This window comes from Pseudoalteromonas sp. UBA6610, assembly GCF_002433295.1.
GTDB lineage: Bacteria > Pseudomonadota > Gammaproteobacteria > Enterobacterales > Alteromonadaceae > Pseudoalteromonas > Pseudoalteromonas atlantica.
This window is the reverse complement of sequence record NZ_DJHW01000065.1, coordinates 1-18,691: the sequence shown is the minus strand read 5'-3', so window position 1 is coordinate 18,691 and position 18,691 is coordinate 1. Positions and strand designations below refer to the sequence as shown.

Below are 18,691 nucleotides of genomic sequence, written 5' to 3'. Positions count from 1 at the left end.
GGTTCAAATCCGGCTCCCGCAACCACTGAAATACATAAAATGAAACGACACGCTTAAAGCGTGTTTTTTTATGCCTGAAATTCAGTGAAATGAATAGCTCGTCGGGCTCAGCTCTGCATAAGCCAGCAAAGGTCGTCGGTTCACCTTTCATAAGCTCTGGCTCCCGCAACCACTGAAATACATAAAATGAAACAACACGCTTAAAGCGTGTTTTTTTATGGCTGAAATTCAGTGAAATGATTAGCTCGTCAGTCTCAGCTCTCCACTAGCCAGCAAAGGTCGTCGGTTCACCTTTCATAAGCTCTGGCTCCCGCAATCACTGAAATAATAAGTTATATTAAATCGACACGCCAAAAGCGTGTTTTTTTATGCCTAAAATACAGTGAAATGGATAGCTCGTCGGTCTCAGCTCTCCCTTAGCCAGCAAAGGTCGTCGGTTCACCTTTCATAAGCTCTGGCTCCCGCAACCACTGAAATAATAAGTTATATTAAATCGACACGCAAAAAGCGTGTTTTCTTATGCCTGAAATTCAGTGAAATGAATAGCTCGTCGGTCTCAGCTCTCCATAAGCCAGCAAAGGTCGTCGGTTCACCTTTCATAAGCTCCGGCTCCCGCAACCACTGAAATACATAAAATGAAACGACACGCTTAAGGCGTGTTTTTTTATGCCTAAAATTTATATTTCTTTCCCTATAAAGCACTCTTAAATTTATACCCCCAAGCAATATCTATAAATATTATAAACTTCTCTAAAAATACGTTATTACTTAAAACTTTGTATAGTTTGTGTTAAAACGGCACAAATAATTTTGGGTTGTTCCACATGACTGAACTTTATCACTGGTTTGATTTAATCGGCATTGCTGTGTTTGCTGTTACAGGCACTTTGGTCGCACACGAAAAGAAAATGGATGGTTTTGGTGTTGTAGTATTAGCAGCGGTAACAGCGATTGGGGGCGGTACGGTTCGCGATCTCATATTAGATGTTCCGGTATTTTGGTTACACGATCAAAGTTTTTTTTATGCTATTTTAGCCGCGGTATTTATTACTACGCGGCTTATTAACAAGCAAAAGTCGATTCCGCACTATACATTACAAATTGCCGATGCATTTGGTTTAGCATTTTTTGCGGTAATGGGCACCCAAAAAGCCTTACTAGCCGGTATGCCAAATATGACCGCGATTATTATGGGTGTAATTACCGGTTGCTTTGGGGGCATGCTCCGTGATGTGCTTGCTCGCGAAATTCCTATGCTGCTAAAAGGCGAGTTATACGCTATTACCTGTATAGCTGGCGGTGTGGTTTATACGCTGGGAATTCATTTTTCGTTCGCGACCGAACTTGCCATGGTAATGGCAATGCTAACCACCTTATTGCTTCGTATTGCGGCTATTAAATGGCAAATCACAGTACACGTTTTTAAATATTCTGACTAAACTAATTAATTAAACCATTAATTAGGATAAGGAATGTCGCTAGCTCGCATTTACTCTCGTGCCCAAGTGGGTATAAACGCCCCCGAGGTTATTGTAGAAGTACACCTAGGTAATGGTTTACCGGCATTTAATATCGTTGGGCTGCCAGAGGCCTCAGTTAAAGAATCAAAAGACAGGGTGCGTAGCGCCCTAGAAAACTCTCAATTTGGTTTTCCTGATCAACGTATTACCGTAAATTTAGCTCCTGCCGATTTACCTAAAGATGGCGGGCGCTTCGACTTAGCCATTGCCGTAGGTATTTTAGTGGCCTCGGGGCAGGTAGTGTGTCCAGATATACATAAATATGAATTTTACGGTGAGCTTGCCCTTAATGGTGAAGTGCGGGGAGTTAATGCCATTTTGCCCTCTGTACTTGCTGCAAAAGAGCAAAACCGTTGCTGTTTTTTACCTTTTACCAACGATAGCCTCGCAAGTTTGGTGAACGGCGTTAAGCGTAAAGCGGTTAACTCATTACAAGAAGTATGGGGGGATTTATTAAATCAGCAGCCACTGCCTTTAAATATTGAATACCCAGATTGCGCCCAGTCTCCCGACTTTTTACTCGATTTAAGTGATGTTAAAGGCCAACCCGGCGCTAAGCGAGTGCTAGAAATAGCCGCCGCTGGAGGCCATAACCTACTTTTTTTAGGCCCACCTGGTACGGGTAAATCTATGCTAGCGCAGCGTATGGCGACGATAATGCCAACCATGTCAGACGATGAGGCAATATCAACGGCTGCACTTTATTCTATTATTGGCCAATCAATTGATTTAAATAATTGGCGCCAACGGCCTTTTCGAAACCCACACCACACTTGCTCGGCAGTCGCTTTAGTTGGTGGCTCTTCAAACCCTAAACCGGGTGAAATTTCACTTGCGCATAACGGGGTGCTATTTTTGGACGAGCTTCCGGAATTTGAACGTAAGGTACTTGATTCGCTGCGTGAACCCATGGAAACCGGCTCGGTGGTTATTTCGCGGGCAGCAAGGCAAATGGAGTTTCCGGCGCAGTTTCAGCTTATAGCCGCACTAAACCCAAGCCCTACTGGGTGTCATAATGATAAGCGAGCAACACCTGACCAAGTGATGCGCTATTTATCGCGCGTATCAGGCCCGTTTATCGACCGTATCGATTTACAAATAGAGCTGCCGCGACTAACAAGTGTTGAGCTACAAAGTACCGAGCCTGAAGAAACCAGCGCCCAAGTAAGAGCCCGAGTAGAGGCGGCCTACAGTGCACAGCTAAAGCGCCAAGGTAAGGTTAATGCACGATTAAATAATAAAGAAATGAATATACATTGCACTTTAGCCCCTGCTGAGTTGCAGTTTTTAGCACGCGCTAGCGAAAAGCTGTCGTTATCGCCGCGCTCTTACCATAGGGTTATTAAAGTGGCGCGTACTATTAGTGACTTAAAAGGTGCAGAGCATATTAGTTTAGAAGAGCTAAAAGAGGCGCTAAATTATCGCGCTTTTGAGCGGTTACTAGCGCAGTTAACTAAATAAACTAAACGTTGCTGGAAATAATACCGAACCGCAATAATGTTTAATCATTTTAAGGTGCTAAGCTCAGAGCCTGCTGCGTTTTTCTGTGTTTAAAATTTTAATGCGCTAAATTGAGAGCATGTAACCTTTGCCGCGCACGGTAACAATGCGTTTTTGGTCTTTTTCATCGTAAAGTTTTTTACGCAAACGGCCAATTAAAACATCCACGGTACGGTCATTTGGGCTCCAATCTGGTTGGCCTATTTCTTCTGATATTTTTTCTCGCGAGGTTGCTTTACCTGCGTTGCTAATTAAACAAATTAGCACTTTGTGCTCGGCTTCGGTTAAGCGCGATTCAATACCTGATGAGGTAATTAATGTGCGGTTATCGGGGTGGAGCTTAAAGTCGGCGTATTCTATAAACTCTTCGCTTTCATCATCGTCTTGATTAATTGCAATACGTTTATAAAGTGCGCGCATGCGCAGCTCAAGTTCTAATAAATCAACAGGCTTACAAATATAGTCATCAGCACCTTGTGCAAGCCCTGCAATACGATCGGCTTGAGAGTCGCGGCTAGATAAAACAATCACGCCAATATCGGTCAAAGTGTTGAGCTCTTTGGCAAGCTGCAACCCATCACGCTTGGGTAATACAATATCAATAATGGCAAGAGAAATAGCACTGCGCAGGTTTACGCGTTGCCTAACTATGTTTAGGGCATCGGCACCTGTGGGGTCTATTTCTATCGAAAATTCGGTGTCTGTAAAGTGATTTTGGATGCGCTTAACGAGGAGCTCGTCGTCTTCAACCAATAAAACGTTAATTGCCATAGGACTTATTTTTGTATATTTATAGCTCTGTATGGTAGCACCAATCGTTAAATGCTGAGAAGGGGGCGGTGTAACTTTTCGGTAACTTTATGTTTCAGATATAAAAGGCGGCTTACCTAAGGTTGCTGTTTATGTGAGAAAGCTCAGCACATTTAGCTAAAAATGTGCTGAGCGCTGTGTTACTTATCTGAATACATTGCGTCCCACCACTGTGGTTCGCCTTTTAGTTGTTTATCAAAATAAGCAAGCATGGTGTTCCACCAATCAAAGCGTTTATCACGAGCAAAAATTTGATGGTCGGCGCCTTTATATTCAATAAGTTCTACGTCTTTATTTAAAAGCTTTAAGGCGGTATACATGGTTAAGCTTTCGCCAACAGGTACATTGGTATCGCTATCGCCGTGTAACAGTAGTAAAGGGGTCGTTACTTTATCGGCATGAAATACAGGGCTGTGATCGCTATAAAGTGAAGCGTTATTCCACGGAAAGCTATTTTTTGATGCTTCGCCTGAGTATAAATACCCCCACCAACCTTCGCCCCAATACGAGGTTAAGTTTGATATACCCGCATGCGCAATAGATGCACTAAACATGTCTGTTTTGGTGGCAAGTAGCATGGTCATGAAGCCTCCGTATGAGGCGCCTAAATTACCCACTTTTTTGCTATCAACAAAATCGTATTTTTTTAAAAAGGCCTGCGTACCTTGCATTATATCGCTAGCGGTATAATCGCCCCAGGCGTTAACGTGCTGAGCAGAAAATGTTTGCCCAAAGCCAGTTGCCCCTGTTGGCTGCAATACATAAACAATATAGCCATTTGCTGCCCACAAGTTAAATGGGTAGCGCCCTGTAAAACCACGGGTAACCGGTGAGGTGCCACCGTAGTAATAGACAAGTGCAGGGTGTTTTTTAGTTTTATCTAGGTTAGTAGGTAAGTACACACGCCCTGTAATTTCTACGCCGTCTTTATTTGTAAAGTTAAACTCTTCCAGAGTCGGTATTTGTGTATTAGCGTAGGCAAGCGGCTTAGAGTCCCAGATTAGGTCTGTTTTATTTTTACTTATATTTAAGCGTTTAAGCTGCTGAGGGGTGGATGCTGTGGTACCGCTTAGTAGCACTTGCGGGTTTCTCTCGTGCGAGTAGCTAAATTGCTCAACGATATCTAAACCCGTATTAAGTTTTTTAAAGCGCTGTTTGCTCAAGTCATATAAATACAAAGGTTGGGTATCTTGCTCTGTTACTTTTATAAGCGCATCGCCATTATCAAGCACATGTAATTCACCTATAGCGGGGTCAAACTGCTTACTAAGCGCTTTTACATTCTTACCGTTATCGCTAAGTAAGTATAATTGGCCGTCGTAATTATTAGCTAACACCCCTTTTGGAAGGGTACGACCTGCGCCATTTTTAAAATCTGGGCCAGCAACAACGTACACATCTTTGTTGGCGTACTTTGCATGGTTAAAGGTTTTAAATTTACCAAAAGACGTTATTTTATTCGATTGTAAGTCAAGTTCCACCAGTTCAGTTTCTGGATGGGTGGTGGCTTGCATAACCATAACTTGGCGGCTCATTAATACCTTGCCACGATTAAAGTTTGCATCTTCAAAGCTATGCGAGATAGGACCTTGGCTAAGCGCTTTGGTTAAGCCGCTGTTGGTGTCTAACATATAGAGCTGACTTACATTGCGTGCGTATGACCATCTATCTTGAAGGCCTTTGTAGTGCTTAGTTAAGCTGTTGTTGCCTTCGGGGGTTTTAGACCAGCTAAAAATAAGGCTGTTATTATCATAAAAATTAAAGTTACTTGCGCCTTCAAGCTCTCTGGCCAATGTTTTAATGCTGAAGTTTTTACGGTTTAGCTGTTTTAGTTCACTCCCTAACATATAAACTAAAAATTGATTATTGGGGCTCCATACCATATTGCTTGGTTGCTGGCCTTCAAAGCGATACAAGGTTTGATTTTGGCTATTTTTAAGCTCAGTCACCACGTTTGCTTGGTTAGCTGTTTTATTTGAATAGCTGCGTGTGCTGGTAACGTATTGCTTAGCATCGGGCGCTAAAGAAAGTCCACTAATGGTGGGTGCATCAAAAAGTTGCTCGGCTGAAAGTCGCTTAGTTGTAGAGGTGTTAATTGTAATGTTGTCAGTGTCGGCTTTGGGTTCAAAATCGAGAGAAACATTGTTCCAGTTAGCCACTTGTTGCGCCACTACAATCACACTATGAGAGCCATTAGTTAACGATAAAGAGTATGTGTGGTTATCGCCTTTTTGAAGCTTGGCATCAATAAACAACTGAGCGTTCTCTATCCCTTTTATAGTTAATGTGCCTTGGCTATAGCGGGTTGTTTCAATATTGAACTTAAGCGCTTGTAGGCCACCTAAAGTAAGTGCGTTTACTTTATTAAACGGCTGCCAGCTATGCTTTTTACCAAATACAGACACACTTTGCGTATTACGTTGCAACTGCTCTAATAAGTTATTAATAATGGCTTGGCCGTGTGGTGTTTGAAATGGCTTAACTTGCATGTTTTCGCCTAAAGGGCCAATAAACTCGATATTTGATTTATCAAGCGGGGCTGCTATTGCTGTCAAACTCAAGCTGCCAAGAGCAAAAAAGGTAGCTGCTTGTTTTAGTAATTTATTTTTTGTGGTCCAAGGTGAGCTAATTCTCATATTTGTGCCTATTATTGATAGTTATTTGGCCAAATATAGCATGTATTGTTACCATGCCCATATGTTCAACTCATCGGAGAAAAAGTGACTTTACTGATTGTGTACATGGTTGCTGCCATCGTTATTTCTTTTTTATGCTCTGTAATGGAAGCTGTACTGTTAAGTATTTCGCCCAGCTATGTGGCGCTATTACGCAAAAAACAGCCTGAACTTGCAAAGCAGCTCGAAAAACTAAAAAATAATGTAGATCAACCGCTTGCTGCAATACTAACGCTTAACACAGTGGCCCATACCGCCGGTGCTGCAGGTGTGGGTGCGCAAGCCGCTGTGGTTTTTTCAGATGCGGCAGTAGGAATTGCCTCTGCCATAATGACACTCTTAGTATTGGTACTTTCAGAGATTATTCCAAAAACCTTAGGGGCCAATTATTGGCGTGCCTTAACCCCTAGCGTGACCTATTCTTTACGCTTTTTAGTGATATCGCTAAAACCATTTGTGTGGCTTGCTCAAAAGCTTACTAATTTAATGGGGGCCAAGCACGATGAGGCTTTTTATATTCGCCAAGAAATAGAAGCCATGGCAGATATAGGCACCGAAACAGGGGCAATCCATGCCGATGAGTCAGAAATAATCCGCAACCTTTTACATTTTAGGCATGCGAAATTAACCGACTTAATGACGCCGCGTACTGTGCTGTATAAAGTACATAAAGGGTTAACGGTCGATCAGTACATGAGCGAGCACGGCTCGTCATCATTTTCGCGCGTGTTAGTGTTTGATAAAGACGCCGATGACATAATTGGCTTTGTGCATAAAAACGACATTATGTTGGCTTATCACCGCTTAGGTACCGATTATAAAATTAGCAAATTAGTTAAGCCTATTCATACGGTACCCGAAGGGCATAATGTGTCATCGCTACTACAAACCTTGCTTAAACAGCGTACTCACATATGTTTAATTGTTGATGAATACGGTGATGTTCAAGGCATTGTAACCCTAGAGGATATGATAGAAGCCCTTATGGGGCTTGAAATTGTTGATGAACGCGACCAATCGACCAATATGCGTATGGTCGCCAAGCAGCGCTGGCGCCAGCGTTTAGCAAGCAGCGAGCACATAGTTAGTGAAGATGACGACACGCCCCGAGATAAAAAATAATTACGACGGAGTTGAAGGTTAGCGTTTAATTGTGCCCCCCGTCGTATTTACCCAGTTTAGTGCCCACTCTATAAAATCGTCTTTGGCTTTAGGGCAGGTAAACAAAAATCCTTGCATGGCTAAATTAGTGCGGTAGTTTTTTAAGTAGAGCGATTCTTCGGCGCGCTCTACGCCTTCGGCAACAAGGGCTAGTTGCTCTTGGCTGGCAATATCAACCAGTGAGCTGACCACCACTTGCGAAAACTGATCTGTTTCAATATTACTAATAAGTGTACGGTCAATTTTTATTTCAGTAAAAGGCAGGCGCTTAATCTGGTTCATGTTGGTAAAGCCAACACCAAAGTCATCCAATGATATGCCAAAGCCATGCATTCTTAATCTGTTTAAGGTTTCTAGCTGAGAAAGGCTAGACAGCGCATGTTGCTCGGTAATCTCTAAAATTATATCACTAGGTGATAGCTCATTGAGCTGCAGTATAAGCATCAGCTTGTTGGGGCAGCTTAAATCATCTAGTTGCGTGGGAGATAGGTTAAAAGCCAGTTTTAGGTGCGCAGCAATGTTTGTTCGTATAGCTTTTAAGTCGCTGGTGGCTTGCTCAAATAAGCTAAAGGTAATTTGATTAATTAGCCCCGACTGCTCCGATAACGAAATAAACCGATTGGGCGAGATAATTTCGCCAGTGTGCGTTTTAACGATACGCGCTAGCACCTCAATACTTTCTATTTCACTGGTTTGAGAATTTATTTTTGGCTGATAGTAAGGGATTATCTCGTTTAAATTGATTGCCTCATGCAATGCTTTTTCTGAAATAGAGGCATGAGAAAGGTCGTTATGTACTGCTAAGTGCTTTGCTTTTTGTAAAACGGTTTTTACTTGGCTAAGTTGCACGGGTTTAGCTAAATTTGCGACTAAATGAATATTGCTATGGCGCGCTAAATTGGCAGCTAGGTTAATAACCTTATGATCCATTTCCGAAATTATAACTACTGCGCCTGTAAAATTAAGCCCGCCTAGTTTTCTTATAAACTCCATACCATCCATTTCAGGCATGTTTAAGTCTGTAAATACAATATCGTAAAAGTTTATATCGTCGGTTACGTGTGTTAGCGCTTGCTGAGCGCTCAGGCATTTTGTAACTTTATTCGACACTCCTAGCTCATTTAAAATGGCCTCCATAACAATTAAAATCGCCTTTGAGTCATCCACAACTAAAATATTGGGTACCGAAATCGACATGCTCTATCCTTGTAACTGCTTAATATATTAGTACTGTAAAAATAGCGCCTGATCAGCCTTTTGTCAGCTTAGTTTTATATTATTTTTTATCTTCTAAGTGCTTTTGCGCTTATGGTTTAAGGCAATTCGTGTTTTTTAAATTCATCGGTATACTAGCGCCATTGTTTTAACTGGTTTTAGTCATGATAAAAATCGATCTCATGCTTGCAGAGCAACCATTAACGCTAATGGTATCTGGGCATAAAATAGTACAAATATTTCATAATCAACAGGCCATAAGCTTTACAACACCCAAAGAGCATTACGCCGAATTTACTTTAGATAATAAGCAAATAGGGATTGATAGCTCACATGTTCATGAGCAGTCTTTATCGTTATTTGTTGATGGTGTGTTTGCTACTGAACTAGCTTTGCCTGCGCCGGTAAATAGCCAGCCCAAAAAAGGCTTTTTAGGACTGGCGGCACTGGGCTTTAAGTTATTTAAAAGTGCAAAAGTAATTAAGGTGGCTTTAGCGAGTGCATCGGTTGCCGGCTATGCTTGGCTATTTAGCATTGAATTTGCGCTTATGCTTATAGCGTGTTTAGTGGTGCATGAGTATGGGCACGTAAGAGCCATGAAATACTTTGGCATAAAAACCAAGGGTATTTACTTAATCCCCTTTGTAGGTGGGTTAGCTGTAAGTGACGATAAAATAACAACGCGCTGGCAAGATGTAGTTATATCCCTTATGGGGCCAGCGTTTGGTTTGTTTACCTCTGTGCTGGGTGTGGTTTTATATTACGCCACCGAAATGGACATATTTGCCGGCGTTGCAGTACTCAGTGCCTTATTGAATTTGTTTAACCTTTTGCCTATTTTACCGCTTGATGGCGGACATGTGTTAAAAAGTATCAGCTTTTCAATGCAATCTTGGGTCGGTTTAAGTGTGTGTTTACTCGGTGTGTTATTTGGCTTATGGCTGAGCTATACATTTGGCTTAATGTTGCTGGTGTTCTTTTTGTTTGTTGGCGCACTGGAAATTGTATTTGAATGGCGCGGTCGACATTACTCGCATTTATTGCCGCTTGATAAATACGGCCAAGGTTTTTCAGCCGCTATGTACGCTATTGTAGTTGCAGGCCATGTGGCAGTGATGATGCACTTTGCAGATTCAGAAAACCCAATACTTAGCCTGCCGATGACGATTTTATCGAGCTAATCGCTATACGCGCAGTATACCTAAATACTGCGCGTTATTAAGGGTTAGTAAAAGCTCAGCACTAGCGATATAAATACCCCCGTTACAAATAACTGCACAACACAAAACCCCATAATGTCTTTTGCTTTTAACCCTGCAATGGCTAATACCGGTAATGCCCAAAAGGGTTGAATTAGATTTGTCCACGCATCACCCCAGGCAACCGCCATAGCAACACGTGATATATCGGCGCCCAGCTCTTGCGCTGCGGGTATAACAATAGGTGCTTGTACTGCCCATTGCCCGCCACCTGAGGGCACAAACATATTTACCAGGCCTGCACTTATAAAGCTAAAAAATGGCAAGCTATCGGCATCAGCAACAGCTATAAAACCACGCGATATTTGCTGCGCTAAACCTCTGTCGACCATGACTGCCATTATGCCCGCGTAAAACGGAAATTGAATGACAATACCCGCTCCGCTGGGAATTGCTTGTTGCAAGCTATTAAGCAAGTTATGCGGTGTTTGGTGTAAGGTAATGGCTAAAAACAAAAACACAGCAATAATACTGTTTAGGTTTAGGCTACCGCCTGCAACTATAAAGTAATACGCCAAATAGCAAAGGCCAAGTAAACCAATCGAAATGCCAAGCAGCTTTGTGTGTTCTAAATGCTGAGCAGGGCGAGTAATTTTTTCATATACGGGCGGGGGCTCTTCTATAAGTGCTGGGTCTACATACACGCTGTTTTTATCACTGGGTAGCATGTAGCGGTTAACCAGCGGCATAATAATAAATAAGCCAATAAGTATGACTATGTTAAAACCAGCAAACAGGGTTTGCTCGGTAATAATTATGCCAATGCTATTTTGTGAAAAGTGCCCTTCGGTAGCAATCGTAAGCGGAATTGAGCCTGCTAAGCCGCCATGCCACACCACAAAGCCAGAATAAGCACTGGCAACTAATAGGCGGTAATCAACCTGTGTTTGCCTTGCAATTGCTTTGGCAAATAAAGCCCCAATAACTAAGCCAAACCCCCAATTAAGCCAGCTGGCTAATAGCGAAATAAGCGTGACTAAAATAATCGCTTTTGGCGCTGAATTAGCAAGCGCAGCCAGTTTGTTTAATAACGAATTGATAATGGGCGTGCTTGCTAGCATGTAACCTGTAATCAGCACCAACAGCATTTGCATGGCAAAGCTAAGCAGGTTCCAAAAACCACTCCCCCATGCGTTAATAACTTCAATACTGGTTGAGGGGGTAAATAGGCTAGCGCCTAGTAAGGTAATAATACTTAGCAATATTACAAATATAAAGGGATCGGGTAAGTAGCGCTCTACTAATTTGGTAAACGGTGTGGCAATTTTATTAAGCATAATGTGTCTGTGTGTTTTTTAGTCTTATTATAATTAATCATGCTCTTAGCACATTAGCAAACCCGCATTTAGTCTTATATTTTAGGGCCTGAGTATCTTATAGGTTGAACAAAATTTAATCCTAAAAGGGTAACTGGCCTTACTTAAAGGCTTAAACGTTGCTTAAAAGCATGGCTTACAGTAACGTACTGTTTATAGATAATTTACTAACAAAGATTTTGTATCATGCCGGTAATATTTAAGAGGCTAGCGCTACTTGTTCGTGCTCATATCGATCAGCTGAGCTGGCAAGCCGTGGTGCTTGCAATACTTGCTCATATGTTAGTGACTTGGGGGCTGCTATTTATTGCAAATGAGCAAGCGCTTACCTCGTTTACGACCTTTTTTTACTACTACACAGTAACTACCTCAACAGTGGGTTACGGCGATTTTAGCCCAACCAGCGAGCTGGGGCGTTGGGTTGTGGCTTTAATACAAATTCCGTTTGGATTAGCTTTATTTGGCGTTCTGTTAGGAAAAACAGGGCAAACAGTGACTTACTTAATTAGGCGCGCTATGACTGGTGATAAAAACTTTGCTCACAGTAACAACCACATTATTATTTTTGGTTGGCACGATACCCGAACAAAAAAAATGATTGATTATATCCTTGCCGATACCAAACGTACCGACCGCCGTATTTTGTTGGCGGTGACCGAGCAAATGGATCACCCATTTTTAACTAACGAAAATGTCGACTTTGCCCGCCTAACAAGTTTTACCGATTTAGAAGAGCTTGAGCGCGTAGCTATAAGCCGTGCCGACAAAGTTATTATTGATGGGCAAGATGACGACCAAACATTTACAACGGCACTGCGTATTAGCCGTTTAGTTAAAGATGAGTGCCACATTAGCGCGCATTTTTTAGATGAAACCAAGGTCGATATGTTGCTTGAGCATTGCCAAAATGTGGAGTGTAGTAGCGCTAAGTCGGCTGAGATTTTAGTACGCTCAATGCAAGACCCAGGCTCGAGTCGAGTACAAGAAGAGCTATTATCTACATTGCACGGCGACACGCAGTTTAGCCTAGCTATTCCAAGTGAATGCGAAGAGATGGAGTTTGGCACTTTATTTCACCATTTTAAGCATGACTATAATGCTATTTTGTTAGGGGTGGCGCATAACTTAAGTGCACAAAATATGGATTTAAATCCGCCACTTGATTACAAGGTAAATGCGGGCGATATCCTGCACTACATTGCCCTTGAGCGTGTGCTAACAAATGAAGTAGATTGGCAAAGCTTGGCCAAATAACCAAGGCTTAGGTTAAATAATGAATGAAGTAGTATTTTTAATAATTATTTTAAGCGCTTATATATTACCCGTGGTGATAGTGGTTAATAGTAAGCGCACCCAAGGCCACGAAAAAAACGGCTGGTTATTAGGCGTAATTATTTTTTCGTGGCTGGGGCTTTTTATGTATTTTACGATTGTGCCCAAGCATGGTCACAAAAAAAGAAAGAAGAATAAACCGTCATAGGTCTATTCTAGCTGCTTGAGTTTGTGCTCAACCAGCGGATCATCTGGCACTATTTGTTGGGCAACTTCTAATAACTGAATAGCATCATTTGGGTGTTCATCTTGATGTTTAAGTGCGACATCTATTAACGGCTGAATATCTATTCTGGCCTGATGTTCTTGCACATGCACTTCTTTTTCATCTGCTAAAATTTGATGTGCTGTACTTAATAATGCCAAGCGGTGAGGCGAACTCGCATTTGCCTTATTTAGGCTTTGATAATACTCTTCTTTTAAGCGCAAGGTTTTGGTTTGCAAACGAAACTGCGCTATATCAATCTGCTGGTGGCGTATAAAATCAACAGCCACCTGTTTGTAAAAGCCAAACTTAGTGAGGTAGCTTGCGTGGGTACCGTGGCCCATGCCAAACACTCTTAAATGAGTCAGTTGCGGGTACCGCTTAGCATGTAGGCGGTCTATTTTATTGGTGGGGTCATAAATTATATACCCCTTAGCATGGCCTAAATCGAGGTCGTTATACTCACCTTGCCAATCAAATTGCTGCGCAAGCTCTGTGCTGGAGCGGGTGTCCCACGGAACTGTTTCGGTGTTTTTGGTGCTAACAGGATGAAAAAATAAAACCTGATCTAATTTAAGTAATTTTGCAAACGCACCAACAGCAAAACCACCGCGACTAAGGCCATAGCCTAAGCGGCACTTAAACGGTGAAAGTAAGCTTGATAACTGCTCCAAAAAGAAGATTAAATTACGGCTTCTAAACCAATTGCTTTTGCCTAAATGTTGGAACGAAATTACATTAACATTTTGTTTTTGCGCTAAGTGATAGCCCCAAGGGGCAAAGTCATCGGTTAGGTCGTGTTCTTGGACGTTGGTGCCCGCGGGGGAAAAAGTAAAAAGCAGGGGCTTACTTAAATCAACAAATTCGTATTTTACATACACATCGCCGAGTAGGTCGCCGCCACACATAGGCAGCTTAGTTTGTTGTTCATCACGGCAAAGCGTTAACCATTCATCTAACCAATACAGTAGTTTCATTAATCCCCCAATTATAACTCGCGGGGGATCGTATCAAACACGGCCAAATGAGGTCAAACATAGCCAAGCTTTAGCCCGTTAATGGTTAGCTACTAATACAGCTTGATATTTACTTACTGAGCTTAATTGCTCATGGCTATTATTTGCTCCCAGTCGTTTTGTGTGACTGGCATTACCGAAAGGCGGCCTGCTTTTTTAAGGGCTAACTCGGTAATAGCCTCGTTAGCTTTAATGTCTTTTAAGCTTACGCGTTTGTTTAAATGGCTTTTATAGGTTACTTCAACTACAAACCAGCGTGGCTTGTCGGGTGTGGCCTTCGCATCGTAATAGTCACTATTTAAATCAAACTGAGTTGGGTCGGGGTAGGCTTCTTTAGTAACAGTGGCTATACCCACAACGCCCACTTGTTTGCAGCTAGAGTGGTAAATAAATACTAAGTCACCCAATTTTATATCGTCACGCATAAAGTTACGTGCCTGATAATTACGCACGCCTTCCCACAGGGTGGTTTGTTGCGGCGCTGTTTTTAAATCATCAATCGAAAAAGCATCGGGCTCAGTTTTAAATAGCCAATAATTCATAGCGTTACTCATTTAGTTAGATTTACATAGCTGCATTGTATAGTATCATTAGCTTATCTGGGGATTGAGAGAACAGCAAATGAGCCAAGTATTAGATGATTTATTATCGTTATTGTCACTTGAAGAAATTGAACAAGGTTTATATCGTGGGCAGAGCCAAGATTTAGGGTTTAGAGCGGTATTTGGTGGTCAAGTAATGGGGCAGGCGCTGTCTGCTGCAAAAGAAACGCTACCAAAAGGACGTGTTGTTCATTCATTACACTCTTACTTTTTACGCCCCGGCGACGCCGCAAAACCGATTGTTTACGACGTAGAAACCATCCGCGATGGTAAAAGCTTTAGCACCCGCCGAGTAAGCGCTATTCAATACGGTAAACCTATTTTTTATATGACTGCGTCGTTTCAGGGTGAAGAAGAAGGCTTATCGCATCAAGCAACCATGCCTAATGTACCGCCACCAGAGGAGCTTCGCTCGTCGCTTGAGTTTTATCAAGAAAACGCCCACCACATACCCGAGGTGATCCGTAATAAGTTTATACGCGAAATGCCCATTGAAATGCGCCCGGTTACTTTTCATAACCCGTTTAAGCCAGAGGTTATTGAGCCCGTAAAGCACATTTGGATTAAAGCCAATGGCGATATGCCCGACGATCAACGCATTCATAATTACTTATTAGCGTATGCCTCTGACTTTGAGTTTTTACCTACGGCATTACAGCCTCATGGCGTATCGTTTATGCAGCCAAATATGCAAGTGGCAACGATTGACCATGCTATGTGGTTCCACCGCCCATTTAGAATGGACGATTGGATTTTATATACCATAGACAGCCCAAGTGCTAGTTCTGGGCGAGGCTTGGTAAGAGGCCAGTTTTTTGACCGCCAAGGTAATTTAGTCGCATCAACGATTCAAGAAGGGGTGATGCGCCAGCGTTAATTTGATTAGGTTTACTAGCAATAGACAGGCTGTTAAGCGCAAATTAGCAGTGCTTTCGCCTAAAAGTTTTGCCAAGAGGTAAGCGTCTTCATGTAGCATTGTTGTTCAATAACTAAACGTACAAAAAAGCCTCAATATGTTAAATGTTGAGGCTTTTTTAATGGTGTTTAATTAGAGCTTAAATTACAGCAGCTCGCTAATTACATTGATCTTGCACTATGTCGCTAACCGATTGCCATATACGTGCGGGTAATAAGGTTTTTAAGTACATGTATATTTCACACAGTTGTGTACTACCGTGAATACCATTCTCACCTTCAGTAATTAGCAGCTCACCGCGTAAATTATAAATAAAGCTTACCAGTACCTTTTTATCAAAAAACTCCGGGGTTTTAATGCCGTGTAAGGTGCCTAAACGGTTTGCCAGTACTTGGCTTTCACGCTCTAGTTCGGCTTTTTCAATTCCGTTACTGGTTTGAATAAAGCCTACAACAATGGCATAACGTTGCAACGTAAAGCTAAGCGTCCTTCCTAGCATTTCAAGTTTGGCTAACGAATCATTCGTGTTAGTAACATGAATGGTATCGCCATCAAGCTCAATTAAGTTTTGATCGCTAAAGTTAGCCAAAATACGGCTTATGTAGTTTTCATCTAGCGGCTGTAAATACCATTCTTTTGCAAACAGAGGGTAAAAAGCCGAAACAAGCTTTTGGCATTGCTCAACCGTACTACTGTGTTGCTTAAATAAGTGCAAAGCAATAAGGCTTGGCACAGCAAATAAGTGCAAAATATTATTACGATAATAGTTAAACAGGGTTTTTTCTTTATCGTTAATTGCAATAATTTCGCCAAATTCATCGCTAATAACATCAAACTTATTAAGCTTAATGGCGTGCGTTAATAGCTGCTCTGGTGTTTCATCGGGGGCGGTGACTTTATCGCTATAGCTTGCATCGCGTTGTAGGCGTAAGTAAAAATCTAGTTGCGCTAATAGCTTAGGCTTACTTAACGCGTGCTTGTCGTTAACTAGCAAAATCATAGCCAGTAAATTCACAGCATTTAGTGCTGCGGCATTATTAATTTTTACCATTACTTGGTCGGCCAATGCGGCTACTTGAGGGCCTAGCCATTGCGGCTTTTGCACATCGGTGGGGTGTATTGCATCGCGCCAATCAGGTTGGTTGTCGTTTAAGTATTGGTTTATAGAAATAGGGTCGCCAAAGTTTAAGTAACCACGGCCATAATTTTTAAGGTTTTTAATGGCTTTAAAAATACCAAAAATGGACTCGCCTTTTTTATCTTTACCGGCAAGCTCTTTTAAGTAGGTATTGATTTCCATTACATGTTCATAGCCAATGTATACCGGCACAATAGAAACCGGGCGGTCTATGCCGCGTAGCATTGCTTGCAATGTCATGGCGAGCATGCCGGTTTTTGGCGGTAGTAATCGGCCTGTACGGCTGCGCCCGCCTTCAGTGTAAAACTTAACTGAGTAACCTTTAATAAATAGTTGGCTTAAATATTCTTTAAATACGGCTGAGTAAAGTTTATTACCGGCAAACGAGCGGCGGATAAAAAACGCCCCTGAGCGGCGAAAAATACCACCGGCAGGGAAAAAGTTTAGATTAATGCCTGCGGCAATATGCGGCGGCACCAAACCTTGATGGTATATAGCATAGGTAAGTAACAAGTAATCCATGTGGCTGCGATGACACGGCATATAGATTATCTCGTGACCTTTATTTGTTAGCTCATGAATCTGCTCGGTGTATTTTATATCTATACCGTTATAAAGCTTAGTCCACAGCCACGTTAAAATTCTGTCGCCTACACGTATCATTGCCTCAGAGTAATTAGCGGCAATTTCATCTAGTAGTTTTAATGCGTTTTGACGGGCTTCTGTTTGGCTTATTCCTTTTGACTTTGCTTCATCTTGAATCGCTTTTTTTATTGTCGGCGAAGCCAAAAGTGAGTTAAACAGTTGCTCGCGCGAAGGCATTTTAGGGCCCGTAGCGGCCAGTTTTTGGCGTTTAAAGTGCACACGAGCAACACGCAATAGTTTTTGTGGTAGCTCATTTACGTCGGCTTTTTCGTTCACGATAAGTGATAAATCGAGTGGCTGGCTAAAGCGAATAAAGTTATCGCGCCCAGAAAACAGTACAACAAAGAATTTTCTAAACCAACTAGGCGTAAGAGAGTGGGTAATTAAGGTACGAATGCCTGGCTTTTCTTTACCTGGGTCGCGCCCCCATAAAATAGTTACCGGCACCACTTGTACATTCTTTTGCCCGCTATTTAATAAATGTTCAACTATTTGCTTACCCTGCGATAAAGCGGCGGTCGGTTTCGCGGTATCGCCAAATAAAGGTGGCGGATTTTTAATACCAATAAAGCGGGCCAACTCTTGGTTCCCTAACGTTTGATATTCACATGGGTTAGGTAAACCATGCTTTTTACATACATTAGTAAGCGCAGCTAAATCGAAACGCGAATTTAAACGTACTATATAAAAAGTAGGGTGTTCAGGATTAAGGTCATATTGTTCTATAGGGCTTTGGGGAAGGACCTTACTTTTTACCAAAACACGGCTTACGCAGCTAGTAAGAAAATTCAAACAATAATTTAATAAACGCATCGACTCACCATATTGAGAGTATTAAAAGCAAAATTAGCGCATAGGATACCATAATATCTATAAAATCCTGTAATTTGCGTAATCGGTTAAATTATAAACATAAGACTAATTTGGTGCTGAGCAGTTCAATTATAGCTATAAATAACCAATGGCGGTTATTTGGGCAGCCTTACACCCGTAATTAATTTGCAATTAGTTGTTGCATTTATCACCAATATCACTATAATACGCAGGCTTTCAAGATTCCTCTGGAACTTGAAGGGATAAATTAAGCTTGGATTTCAAGCTAATAAACAGGAGTTCCGATTTGGAACTCATCGTAGATATAAATCAACAACCGGCATCTTAATTATTAAGATTGTTTCGGTCGTTTTTTTATGCTCTTTAAATGCTCTTTATATTGAGGTTTAAGAATGTCAAATCAACGCATTCGTATTCGCCTAAAAGCTTTTGACCACCGTTTGATTGACCAATCAACGGCGGAAATCGTGGAAACTGCGAAACGCACAGGCGCACAAGTACGTGGTCCAATCCCACTACCTACACGCTTTGAACGTTTTACTGTACT

Annotated in this window: 15 protein-coding genes; 8 read left to right on the top strand and 7 right to left on the bottom strand. The window is 41.8% G+C overall.

From position 1 onward, the window contains the following. Positions 1-824 precede the first annotated feature (824 nt). Together B4F91_RS08860 and B4F91_RS08855 are read left to right on the top strand one after the other, a co-directional pair. On the top strand, positions 825-1,439 hold the full coding sequence (locus B4F91_RS08860) for a trimeric intracellular cation channel family protein (RefSeq protein WP_024031973.1): 615 nt from the start codon (positions 825-827) through the stop codon (positions 1,437-1,439). A gap of 33 nt (positions 1,440-1,472) precedes the next feature. Next, on the top strand, positions 1,473-2,981 hold the full coding sequence (locus B4F91_RS08855) for a YifB family Mg chelatase-like AAA ATPase (protein WP_004588672.1): 1,509 nt from the start codon (positions 1,473-1,475) through the stop codon (positions 2,979-2,981). A gap of 105 nt (positions 2,982-3,086) precedes the next feature. Here B4F91_RS08855 and B4F91_RS08850 read toward each other — a convergent pair whose 3' ends face one another. Both B4F91_RS08850 and B4F91_RS08845 read right to left on the bottom strand, forming a co-directional pair. Continuing rightward, positions 3,087-3,791: a response regulator transcription factor gene (locus tag B4F91_RS08850; RefSeq protein ID WP_004588673.1), complete on the bottom strand. Its 705-nt coding sequence runs from the start codon at positions 3,789-3,791 to the stop codon at positions 3,087-3,089. A gap of 179 nt (positions 3,792-3,970) precedes the next feature. Then, positions 3,971-6,466, bottom strand: coding sequence for an alpha/beta hydrolase family protein (locus tag B4F91_RS08845; RefSeq protein WP_286937505.1), 2,496 nt, complete (start codon positions 6,464-6,466; stop codon positions 3,971-3,973). Positions 6,467-6,550: 84 nt separating this feature from the next. On the opposite strand from B4F91_RS08845, the gene B4F91_RS08840 reads away from it, so the two are divergent. Beyond that, positions 6,551-7,627: a CNNM domain-containing protein gene (locus tag B4F91_RS08840; RefSeq protein ID WP_096040982.1), complete on the top strand. Its 1,077-nt coding sequence runs from the start codon at positions 6,551-6,553 to the stop codon at positions 7,625-7,627. A gap of 18 nt (positions 7,628-7,645) precedes the next feature. On the opposite strand, the gene B4F91_RS08835 is transcribed toward B4F91_RS08840, so the two are convergent. Further along, positions 7,646-8,863, bottom strand: a complete 1,218-nt coding sequence (locus tag B4F91_RS08835) for an EAL domain-containing response regulator (protein WP_064386688.1) — start codon at positions 8,861-8,863, stop codon at positions 7,646-7,648. Positions 8,864-9,045: 182 nt separating this feature from the next. Between B4F91_RS08835 and B4F91_RS08830 the strand changes: the two genes are divergently transcribed. After that, entirely contained in the window at positions 9,046-10,062 is a 1,017-nt protein-coding gene (locus B4F91_RS08830) for a metalloprotease (RefSeq protein WP_248462997.1), read from the top strand. Between the two features lie 44 nt (positions 10,063-10,106). Here the strand turns inward: B4F91_RS08830 and B4F91_RS08825 are convergent, their stop codons facing one another. Then, a complete protein-coding gene (locus B4F91_RS08825) occupies positions 10,107-11,417 on the bottom strand; it encodes a short-chain fatty acid transporter (protein ID WP_288635577.1) in 1,311 nt (436 codons plus the stop codon). 225 nt (positions 11,418-11,642) lie between these two features. On the opposite strand from B4F91_RS08825, the gene B4F91_RS08820 reads away from it, so the two are divergent. Continuing rightward, positions 11,643-12,710 carry a potassium channel family protein gene (locus B4F91_RS08820; RefSeq protein WP_024031979.1) on the top strand — a complete coding sequence of 356 codons (1,068 nt, stop codon included), beginning with the start codon at positions 11,643-11,645 and terminating at the stop codon, positions 12,708-12,710. 19 nt (positions 12,711-12,729) lie between these two features. After that, the gene (locus B4F91_RS08815; protein ID WP_004588680.1) at positions 12,730-12,936 is read left to right on the top strand and encodes a PLDc N-terminal domain-containing protein; all 207 of its coding nucleotides are present in this window, start codon (positions 12,730-12,732) and stop codon (positions 12,934-12,936) included. Between the two features lie 2 nt (positions 12,937-12,938). Here the strand turns inward: B4F91_RS08815 and B4F91_RS08810 are convergent, their stop codons facing one another. Together B4F91_RS08810 and B4F91_RS08805 are read right to left on the bottom strand one after the other, a co-directional pair. Further along, a complete protein-coding gene (locus B4F91_RS08810; RefSeq protein ID WP_096040984.1) occupies positions 12,939-13,970 on the bottom strand; it encodes a cytosolic protein in 1,032 nt (343 codons plus the stop codon). Between the two features lie 122 nt (positions 13,971-14,092). Continuing rightward, positions 14,093-14,551 (bottom strand): EVE domain-containing protein, encoded by a 459-nt coding sequence (locus tag B4F91_RS08805; RefSeq protein ID WP_029773519.1) that lies wholly within the window; start codon positions 14,549-14,551, stop codon positions 14,093-14,095. 79 nt (positions 14,552-14,630) lie between these two features. Here B4F91_RS08805 and tesB point away from each other — a divergent pair, with 79 nt between their 5' ends. Further along, positions 14,631-15,488: an acyl-CoA thioesterase II gene (tesB, locus tag B4F91_RS08800; RefSeq protein ID WP_004588683.1), complete on the top strand. Its 858-nt coding sequence runs from the start codon at positions 14,631-14,633 to the stop codon at positions 15,486-15,488. Positions 15,489-15,684: 196 nt separating this feature from the next. Here tesB and plsB read toward each other — a convergent pair whose 3' ends face one another. After that, positions 15,685-18,123, bottom strand: a complete 2,439-nt coding sequence (gene plsB / locus B4F91_RS08795; RefSeq protein ID WP_096040985.1) for a glycerol-3-phosphate 1-O-acyltransferase PlsB — start codon at positions 18,121-18,123, stop codon at positions 15,685-15,687. A 413-nt stretch (positions 18,124-18,536) separates the two neighbouring features. Here plsB and B4F91_RS08790 point away from each other — a divergent pair. Further along, positions 18,537-18,691: 30S ribosomal protein S10 (locus B4F91_RS08790; RefSeq protein WP_288635579.1), on the top strand; the 155-nt coding region annotated here is incomplete at its 3' end.

Bases quoted from the DNA above. Each gene is read 5' to 3' on its own strand.
- B4F91_RS08825 (WP_288635577.1), bottom strand. From the start codon at position 11,417: ATGCTTAATAAAATTGCCACACCGTTTACCAAATTAGTAGAGCGCTAC.
- B4F91_RS08860 (WP_024031973.1), top strand. From the start codon at position 825: ATGACTGAACTTTATCACTGGTTTGATTTAATCGGCATTGCTGTGTTT.
- plsB (WP_096040985.1), bottom strand. From the start codon at position 18,123: ATGCGTTTATTAAATTATTGTTTGAATTTTCTTACTAGCTGCGTAAGC.
- B4F91_RS08830 (WP_248462997.1), top strand. From the start codon at position 9,046: ATGATAAAAATCGATCTCATGCTTGCAGAGCAACCATTAACGCTAATG.
- B4F91_RS08815 (WP_004588680.1), top strand. From the start codon at position 12,730: ATGAATGAAGTAGTATTTTTAATAATTATTTTAAGCGCTTATATATTA.
- B4F91_RS08855 (WP_004588672.1), top strand. From the start codon at position 1,473: ATGTCGCTAGCTCGCATTTACTCTCGTGCCCAAGTGGGTATAAACGCC.
- B4F91_RS08845 (WP_286937505.1), bottom strand. From the start codon at position 6,466: ATGAGAATTAGCTCACCTTGGACCACAAAAAATAAATTACTAAAACAA.
- B4F91_RS08805 (WP_029773519.1), bottom strand. From the start codon at position 14,551: ATGAATTATTGGCTATTTAAAACTGAGCCCGATGCTTTTTCGATTGAT.
- B4F91_RS08835 (WP_064386688.1), bottom strand. From the start codon at position 8,863: ATGTCGATTTCGGTACCCAATATTTTAGTTGTGGATGACTCAAAGGCG.
- B4F91_RS08820 (WP_024031979.1), top strand. From the start codon at position 11,643: ATGCCGGTAATATTTAAGAGGCTAGCGCTACTTGTTCGTGCTCATATC.
- tesB (WP_004588683.1), top strand. From the start codon at position 14,631: ATGAGCCAAGTATTAGATGATTTATTATCGTTATTGTCACTTGAAGAA.
- B4F91_RS08850 (WP_004588673.1), bottom strand. From the start codon at position 3,791: ATGGCAATTAACGTTTTATTGGTTGAAGACGACGAGCTCCTCGTTAAG.
- B4F91_RS08810 (WP_096040984.1), bottom strand. From the start codon at position 13,970: ATGAAACTACTGTATTGGTTAGATGAATGGTTAACGCTTTGCCGTGAT.